This window comes from Weizmannia acidilactici (assembly GCF_008974225.1).
In the GTDB taxonomy this organism is placed as follows: domain Bacteria; phylum Bacillota; class Bacilli; order Bacillales; family Bacillaceae_C; genus Weizmannia; species Weizmannia acidilactici.
In genome coordinates this window covers 38,498-46,053 of the sequence record NZ_BKZR01000030.1, presented here as the reverse complement: position 1 = coordinate 46,053, position 7,556 = coordinate 38,498, and the positions used below count along the sequence as shown (strand labels likewise).

Below are 7,556 nucleotides of genomic sequence, written 5' to 3'. Positions count from 1 at the left end.
TTAGTCACCTCCTCCTACTCGATTGTGAAATTACGTTTTATGAAGATACAAACATAAACTTTATTTTAAGAAGAAAAGCCTTCCTGTGAAAAGCGTTGGAAAGGTATAAAGAACAATCATGTTTAAACAGACACCTGATTTTTTAATTCCGGGACCGGTTTTTGCATGTTGGGAAAAAATACAGAGACAAAATATTTGCCGTAGGCCGGTACATTCAAATGATCCAAAGCCGTGACTATAAAAAACGTAACCGGCGAAATCCTTCCAATTTGTTTAGTTGGCGGCATCCAGCGCTTTTAACAGGGCGGAGGAGAGAATTTGGACGCCTGTGAGGATGGCTTTCCGGTCGAATGCCATCTGCGGGTGATGAAGCCCCGGGGTGAGCCCGCAGCCGAGGCCGAGCATCGTCGTTTTTAAGCCAGGCCGTTTTTTTGCGTAAAAATGGAAGTCTTCCCCGCCTGTCGTCACAAGTGGAGGATCGCATTTGTCATTGCCGAGGCATTCACGAATGGCGGCCGCCATAATGTCTGCTGCTTCCCGGTTCATTGTGGCTGCGGCAAGATAATCCGGGACATACAGCTCGATTTTGACGTTGAAAAATTCGGCGATCGTATGCACGGCGCGTTGTACCTGACCGATTAGGTGCTCCATCACTTCATTCGTTTGCGCGCGCAGATCAAGGCTGAAATGGGCCTGCCCCGGGATGATATTGGTGCTAGTTCCGCCGGCCTGGAGTTGTGTCATTTTAACCGAATGGGGCACAAGCGGGTCTGCGTGGATATGGGCAAGTTCATTCACAAGGGAAGCCGCAACTTCGATGGCGTTCGTCCCGAGATGCGGTCGGCTGGCATGTGCATCCTCCCCGATAATTTTCCCGGTGATGGTTGCACTCGCGCCGTGGAGAATGGAAGGGGAGGCGTGCCCATTTTTCGTCTCCTGCACGGGGCGGAGATGGACGCCAAACAAATATTCCAGGTCATTTACGGCCCCTTTTTTGATCATCAGCTTTGCGCCCTGGCCGATTTCTTCCGCCGGCTGGAAAATATAGCGGATTGTTCCTTTTGGCCGGATATTCATTTTTTTAAAATACATTAATGTCCCGAGTACCATTGCCATATGTGCGTCGTGCCCGCAAGAGTGGTTGGCGCGGAATACCCCGTCCACTTCCTGCCAGAGGGCATCCATGTCAGCGCGGATGCCGACTACAGGGGATTCGCTTCCAAATTCGGCAACGACGCCGGGATCATCTCCGAACGTTTTCACACGGCATCCGAGTCCGGTTAATTTCTCTTTCAAAAATTGGGTGGTACGGTATTCTTCCATGCTGAGTTCAGGATGGGCATGGAGATCATCAAAAATCTCCAGGATTTCTTCGGAGAGTGTCGTGTTGTACAACTGGGGCAAATTCATCTAACAAACACATCCTCGTAAAATTTTAAATTTGAAATGTTTACACTATTGTAACAAAGGTTAAATTTATTCGCAATATTCGGCATTATTGGATTTTCAAGATTGATTTTTTCTATTATTATATTTATTCAACCGGCTGAAAAAATTGCCGGAAAAATCATAAGGTGTCTGGAAATTTTTGTATATTTTTCTCAAAAATATCGCTGAGAAAGAATTTTCATCATCATCGGGTATTCTTATCATTTCCATTCTGATCGTGGCGGAATCAGCGGAAAGTGGAAACATACCAGCATGCAACAGTAAAAAATCTGGCCGACTCCAGGGGTATCCGCCATGTTCTAAATCGTTCCGCAATCCGAAATCAGCGAAAAAAGGGAGAAAATCAGCAAAGATTCCAAATATATCAGCGATAAACGAAAAAATCAACGAAAACCCCGATAAATCAGCGGACAGCCTTTAAAATACCTATGTGGGTATCTCCCCCCCCTCCCTCCAAGTCCAAGCCGAAAAGAAGGAAAATATTGGCCCCCTGTGGAATATGAAAAAAGTGAAAGCCTGTTTTGCAAAAAAAGGAAAGCGGGTAGTAGAAAGAAATATTACATTTGCGAAAGAAAAGGTGAAGAAAATGGAAATTATTATCAAACCCGCTGCACTCTCCCAATTTAAGCAAATCTATTTTAATGAAGGTGAAGGGATCCGGATTGAAGCAGTTTTTGTCGGGAGTTGCTCGATTGCCGTGGAGCATTATTTGAAACTTGACTGCAAACGCGAAGATGACGATTTGTTTAATGTATACGACATTTCGATGCTAATTTCAAAGTCAAGCCAAAAACAGCTTCATAATAAAGTGACGATTGACTACAATCCGAAAATGGGGTACAAGCTTTCCTCGGATGAGGAAGTTTACCAAAATAATTTGGACTTAACAAGGGCCGAATAAAAAGAGGTGTTTAGCATTGAAAAGTACTTTTCATGCATTGGTGATGGAAAAAGGGGAAACGAAACCGGAACTCTCCGTGAGGGATTGGAACATCGGCCAGCTGCCGGAAGCGGAGGTAACAGTAAAGGTCGCTTACTCAAGCGTCAATTATAAAGACGCGCTTGTCGGCATCAAAGGAAGCTTTGTAAAATCGTACCCGTTTATTCCCGGAATCGATTTGGCCGGTACCGTCCTGCAATCCGAAGACAGTCGTTTCAAAGAAGGCGATGAAGTGATCGTCACTAGCTACAAGCTTGGAACCGGCCATTGCGGCGGTTACAGCGAAATGGCGCGCGTCCCGGCTGAATGGGTTGTGCCGCTGCCGAAAGGATTGACGTTAAAAGAATCGATGATTTTAGGCACAGCCGGCTTTACCGCTGCACTTTCCGTGCAAAAATTGGAAGACCATGGGCTCAAACCCGGGCAGGGGCCGGTGCTCGTTGCCGGGGCAAGCGGCGGCGTCGGCAGTGTAGCCGTTGACATTTTGGCAAAAAGAGGATACGAAGTGGCGGCCGCTACCGGCAAAACATCCGCGCATGATTATTTGAAGCGGCTCGGTGCGAAACGGGTGATCGGCAGGGAGGCGATTGTCGATCACGAGCAAAAATCCATCCGCAAAACGGAGTGGGCCGCTGCGGTGGACCCGGTCGGCGGAAAAACAACGCAATATATCATTAGCACGCTCCGGTATGGCGGGGCGGTAGCGACAAGCGGCCTTACCGGCGGAACGGAAGTAACGACGACCGTTACGCCGTTTCTCGGTCGTGCCGTGAGCTGGCTCGGCATTGATTCTGTTTTTTGCCCGATGGACCTGCGCGTAAAAATATGGGAACGGTTGGCCAGCGATTACAAACCGGAACATCTAACAAGCGAAATCGTCCGGGAAATCAGCCTGGAAGAAGTCCCCCGGGCCTTAGCGGACATTTTGGAAGGCAAACTGCAGGGCCGGACGATTGTAAAAATGTGAAAAAGGGGCTGCTCCAAAAGCCAGAGGACTGGCTTTTGGAACAAGCCCCGCTTTAAGAATTGCTAATGAACAATTCGAGGAGAAAATAAAGTCAAATTGATCCTTACAGAGTTGCCATGGACCAGTTCAAGGAAAAATCTTAAAATTACTTGTTTAAAAGGGGCTTTTGGGGCGGCCCCTTTTCATCACTATAACGGCCCTGCCCAAACCGCATCCTTTTTCGCAGCCGTGGACGGGATGCTTCCTTGGCCGCGGCTTCAGGCTGGCCAAGGAAGCATTTCAGCTTTCGCTCGGTTCGACATGGACGATCACTTCATAAATCTTGCAATCTTTGATCAATGAATCTTCCACTTTCGTTGAAATATCGTGGGCGTGGCGGAGGTCGAGGGAGGGGTCGACTGCGATGACAAGGTCAATGACGGTGTTGTTGCCGTAATGCCGCGCTTTGATATCTTTCACACTTTGGACGCCGGCAATGCTTAAAACTTTATCTTTGTACGTTTCCAATTCTGCTTCATCAAAGCCGTCCGTCAGCAGGTGGGATGTATCGCGGAAAATCTCCCAGGCTGTTTTGCAGATGAGCACGCCGACAATCAGTGCTGCTGCCGGATCGAGCCACGGAAGATGGAACTGAGAACCGATAATCCCGATGCTGGCGCCGACACTGACCCAGGCGTCCGACAAGTTGTCCATGGCGCTTGCCTGGACGGCCTGGCTGTTAATCCTTTTTGACAAACGGCTATTATAAAGGTAGACGCCGAACATGACCCCGGCGCAAAATAAACCGGTCCAAGCCGCAACCATATCCGGGGACTGCGACTTTCCGTGGACAATCGAAAGTATGGCGTCATATAATACTTGGAAACCGACACCCATCATGATCAAAGATGCGACCATTGAAGCGACATTTTCCGCTTTCCAGTGGCCGTAAGGATGGTCATGGTCTGCCGGTTTCCTAGACAGCCTCAGCCCGATCAACACTGCAATCGAAGAAAGGATATCCGTAATATTATTCAGCCCGTCTGCCTTTAAAGCGCTTGAATCCGTATGGTAGGCGATAAGGAGTTTCAGCGCCGACAAGCTTAAATAGGCAGTCATGCTGATCATGATTCCGTATTCGCCCAGCTTTAAATTATGGTATTTTTCTTCATTCATTGAAATCACACCCAATTATTGTACATTCTTATCATAGCAATGAACAGCCGAGTGGGTCTACAGCAACGTTTTTTCCGCCCACTATAAAAGTAAAAGGGATACATAAAAGTTAGATGGGGGAAAAACAGGCAGGCCGGGTAATCAAACAATCTTGCTCGTCTGCCAAAAAAACAAAAGGAGGCGGCAGTTGTGCATATTGCCATATCCGGCGGCAGCAGGTCATTCCTTATAGGCCCAATTTTCCATTCTATACCCGGATTTGTGCACAGCATTTTGGCAAAATCACATCAAAAAAGATTGATTCTTTCAATTCTTTACGCTATATTCCAATTAAACAGTGGCTGGCCCTCATTCGAAAACAGCGAAATGAGGGAAATAGATGGATATTTTAGTTATCGCGGGGGAATTTCCTAAACTCTCGCAAACTTTTATTTTAAATCAAATCACCGGTCTGATCGATGCAGGGCACAGGGTCACGGTCCTCGCCAAAAAAAGCGATGGCAATGCACGCGTTCACGAGGCAGTAGCGCAGTACCGCCTGCTCGATCATACAGTTTATTATCATGCGCGTGAACCGGAACAAAAATGGAAGAAAACGGCCCTTTACTTGATCCATTTGGCCCGCTTCACCGCACGTACCAGCTTGCGACCCGGCAGGCCGGATATCCATTTCAGCGACATTGCCAGGCAGCCGAATTTGATGTACATGGTCCGGGCGCTTAAGAAAGCGGACACCCGCAAGTTTGATATCATCCATGCCCATTTCGGGCCGAACGGATTGCTCGCGCAGCATCTGATTGACAGCGGTGTGCTGGAAGGAAAGCTTTTTGTCACCTTTCATGGCTACGATATGCTGAGGTTTGTCCGGCAGAAAGGGGAAAATGTGTACAGCAAACTTTTCCGTTCGGATGCGGTGCTACTGCCGATCAGTGAGTTTTGGAAAAAAAGATGCATCAACCTGGGGGCTCCCCCTGCCAATATCCGTGTCCACCATATGGGGATTGATACAGAGAAGTTTGATTTCTGCCCGCTTTTCCCGCATGAAAATGAAACCATTAAAATGTTGACGGTGGCACGGTTTGTGGAGAAAAAAGGCATCGCATACAGCATCGCGGCCGTGGACCGGCTTATCCGTGAGGGGATCAGTGTGGAGTATTGGATTGTCGGCGGCGGCCCGCTCGAAGGCCGGCTGAAACAGGAGATCAAGGAACGGGGCCTTGGTTCAGCCGTCCGCCTTTTAGGGTGGAAAACGCAGGAAGAACTGGTTGAAATCATGAAACAAGCGCATATCGTGCTGCTGCCGAGCGTGACGGCCCGCGACGGGGATATGGAAGGGATTCCGGTGCTGTTGATGGAAGCAATGGCAATGGGCAAAATTGCCGTTTCCACTTACCACAGCGGAATTCCGGAACTGATCCGCGACAAAGAGACCGGCTTTCTTACGGAAGAACGGGATGCAGGAAAACTTGCGCTTGTCCTCCGGGAAGCTTTGGAAAAAAGAGCATCATGGCCGATGATTGCGCGGCGGGCGCGGGAAACGGTGGAAGAATCTTTTCACATTGAAAAGCTGAACCGGCGCTTAATGGACATGTTCGAAGGAAGCTTGAAGCCATGAAACCATTTATGAAAAAACTGTTCGGCTTTTCGATCGGGCCGGTCGGCGGGGCTTTCATTTCATTTATCACGATCCCGGTGACAACCCATTTCGTTTCCCCTGCAGAGTACGGGAAAGCGAGCATGTTTATACTGTTCCAAACCTTAATCGGTACTTTTCTGTATCTCGGGGTGGACCAGGCCTATACAAGGGAATACCATGAAGCGGATAACAAAGCGGATTTATTCCGGAATGCCCTCTTGATTCCGCTTGGTTTGGCGGCTGCCGTATGCGCGGTGATTGTATTGGACAGCCATTTCGTTTCCCGTGTGCTGTTTGGAGAGGGGCGTTATGTGCTTGCATCCGCTTTATTCGGGATCATGATTGTGTTCATGGTGTTGGAAAGGTTTATCCTTCTATCCATCCGCATGAAAGAAAGGGCGTTTGAATACTCGTTTTTTAATCTCCTGATCAAAGCCGTGCTACTTGTTGCCACGCTCGTTTTTGTCTTGTTCATCCGCCGCGATTTTCTCGCGGTCTTGTATTCGACGGTGGTCGGCCAGATTCTCGGCGATTTGTATTTGATCATCCGGTACAGGCGTTATTTCCTGGTGAAACATTTCCGCCCCGATAAAAGGCTCGCCGCCCGGCTGCTAAAGTTCGGTTTGCCGCTTGCCGTTGCGGCTTCGGTCACAAGTCTGTTAAATTCCTTCGGCAGGCTGGGCCTCCGCGCATGGAGCAGCTACGAAGAGATCGGGATTTATGCCGCGACCTTGAAAATTGCTGCGCTTTTGTCGATCGTGCAGACAAGCTTCACCAACTTTTGGGTGCCGACCGCGTACCGGTGGTTCAATGAAAAACGGCGGATGGTGTATTTTAAATTGGTGAGCGAAGGCGTTTTGCTTGTCATGTCGTGGCTTTTTTTCACCATTTTGACGTGCAAGCGGCTCGTTGTGCTGCTATTGTCCCCGGGGTATGCGGATGCCGCCTATTTAATCGGTTTTTTGTGTCTCCAGCCCGTTTTATATACGGTCAGCGAGACGACAACTTTGGGGATTGTGTTTTCGAAAAAAAGTTATTTGAACATCTGGGTAAGCTTCATTTCGATTGCCACCTGCTTGTTGTTGAGTGTGCTGCTGATTCCGCATTTCGGAGCGGTCGGGGCAGCTGTTTCAACCGGCGTTTCCTACGTGTTCTTTTTCTGGGGAAGGAGTTTTTTCTCAGAAAAAAATTGGGAAGGGTTCCCGTTAAGAAAACATTTTTGGGTTACCGCCGTCATGTTTCTTGCGGCATTGGCAAATGCATTTCCTTTAAAAGGCATCGAATTGCTGAACATTGCTTTGTTTTTGGCGGTGTCAGGGATCCAAATGCCGGCCATAAAAAATATTTGGAACATGTTCCGCGCAAAACAGTTGAATTTGGAAAAGAGTTAGGCTGCAGGCTTCTATGCT

7 protein-coding genes are annotated in these 7,556 nt (G+C 48.4%); 4 read left to right on the top strand and 3 right to left on the bottom strand.

All coding sequences use genetic code 11. The annotated features are described in order from the left end of the window. Positions 1-273: 273 nt before the first annotated feature. Together GBH70_RS11595 and GBH70_RS11590 are read right to left on the bottom strand one after the other, a co-directional pair. Positions 274-1,410 (bottom strand): M20 peptidase aminoacylase family protein, encoded by a 1,137-nt coding sequence (locus GBH70_RS11595; RefSeq protein ID WP_151681200.1) that lies wholly within the window; start codon positions 1,408-1,410, stop codon positions 274-276. Between the two features lie 96 nt (positions 1,411-1,506). Then, a complete protein-coding gene (locus tag GBH70_RS11590) occupies positions 1,507-1,836 on the bottom strand; it encodes a hypothetical protein (protein WP_151681199.1) in 330 nt (109 codons plus the stop codon). Positions 1,837-2,035: 199 nt separating this feature from the next. Here GBH70_RS11590 and GBH70_RS11585 point away from each other — a divergent pair, with 199 nt between their 5' ends. Then, on the top strand, positions 2,036-2,350 hold the full coding sequence (locus tag GBH70_RS11585) for an iron-sulfur cluster biosynthesis family protein (protein WP_172967411.1): 315 nt from the start codon (positions 2,036-2,038) through the stop codon (positions 2,348-2,350). A 16-nt stretch (positions 2,351-2,366) separates the two neighbouring features. Continuing rightward, positions 2,367-3,356, top strand: a complete 990-nt coding sequence (locus tag GBH70_RS11580) for an acrylyl-CoA reductase family protein (RefSeq protein WP_151681197.1) — start codon at positions 2,367-2,369, stop codon at positions 3,354-3,356. Between the two features lie 279 nt (positions 3,357-3,635). Here the strand turns inward: GBH70_RS11580 and GBH70_RS11575 are convergent, their stop codons facing one another. Next, positions 3,636-4,511, bottom strand: a complete 876-nt coding sequence (locus GBH70_RS11575) for a cation diffusion facilitator family transporter (RefSeq protein ID WP_172967412.1) — start codon at positions 4,509-4,511, stop codon at positions 3,636-3,638. Between the two features lie 379 nt (positions 4,512-4,890). Between GBH70_RS11575 and GBH70_RS11570 the strand changes: the two genes are divergently transcribed. Further along, positions 4,891-6,126 carry a glycosyltransferase gene (locus GBH70_RS11570; RefSeq protein WP_151681195.1) on the top strand — a complete coding sequence of 412 codons (1,236 nt, stop codon included), beginning with the start codon at positions 4,891-4,893 and terminating at the stop codon, positions 6,124-6,126. Continuing rightward, positions 6,123-7,538: a lipopolysaccharide biosynthesis protein gene (locus tag GBH70_RS11565; protein ID WP_151681194.1), complete on the top strand. Its 1,416-nt coding sequence runs from the start codon at positions 6,123-6,125 to the stop codon at positions 7,536-7,538. Before GBH70_RS11570 ends, GBH70_RS11565 begins: the two co-directional genes overlap by 4 nt. The last annotated feature ends 18 nt before the right edge of the window (positions 7,539-7,556 follow it).

What these genes read in the sequence shown, in the direction of transcription:
- GBH70_RS11575 (WP_172967412.1), bottom strand. Translation starts at nt 4,511, where the DNA reads ATGAATGAAGAAAAATACCATAATTTAAAGCTGGGCGAATACGGAATC.
- GBH70_RS11585 (WP_172967411.1), top strand. Translation starts at nt 2,036, where the DNA reads ATGGAAATTATTATCAAACCCGCTGCACTCTCCCAATTTAAGCAAATC.
- GBH70_RS11595 (WP_151681200.1), bottom strand. Translation starts at nt 1,410, where the DNA reads ATGAATTTGCCCCAGTTGTACAACACGACACTCTCCGAAGAAATCCTG.
- GBH70_RS11565 (WP_151681194.1), top strand. Translation starts at nt 6,123, where the DNA reads ATGAAACCATTTATGAAAAAACTGTTCGGCTTTTCGATCGGGCCGGTC.
- GBH70_RS11570 (WP_151681195.1), top strand. Translation starts at nt 4,891, where the DNA reads ATGGATATTTTAGTTATCGCGGGGGAATTTCCTAAACTCTCGCAAACT.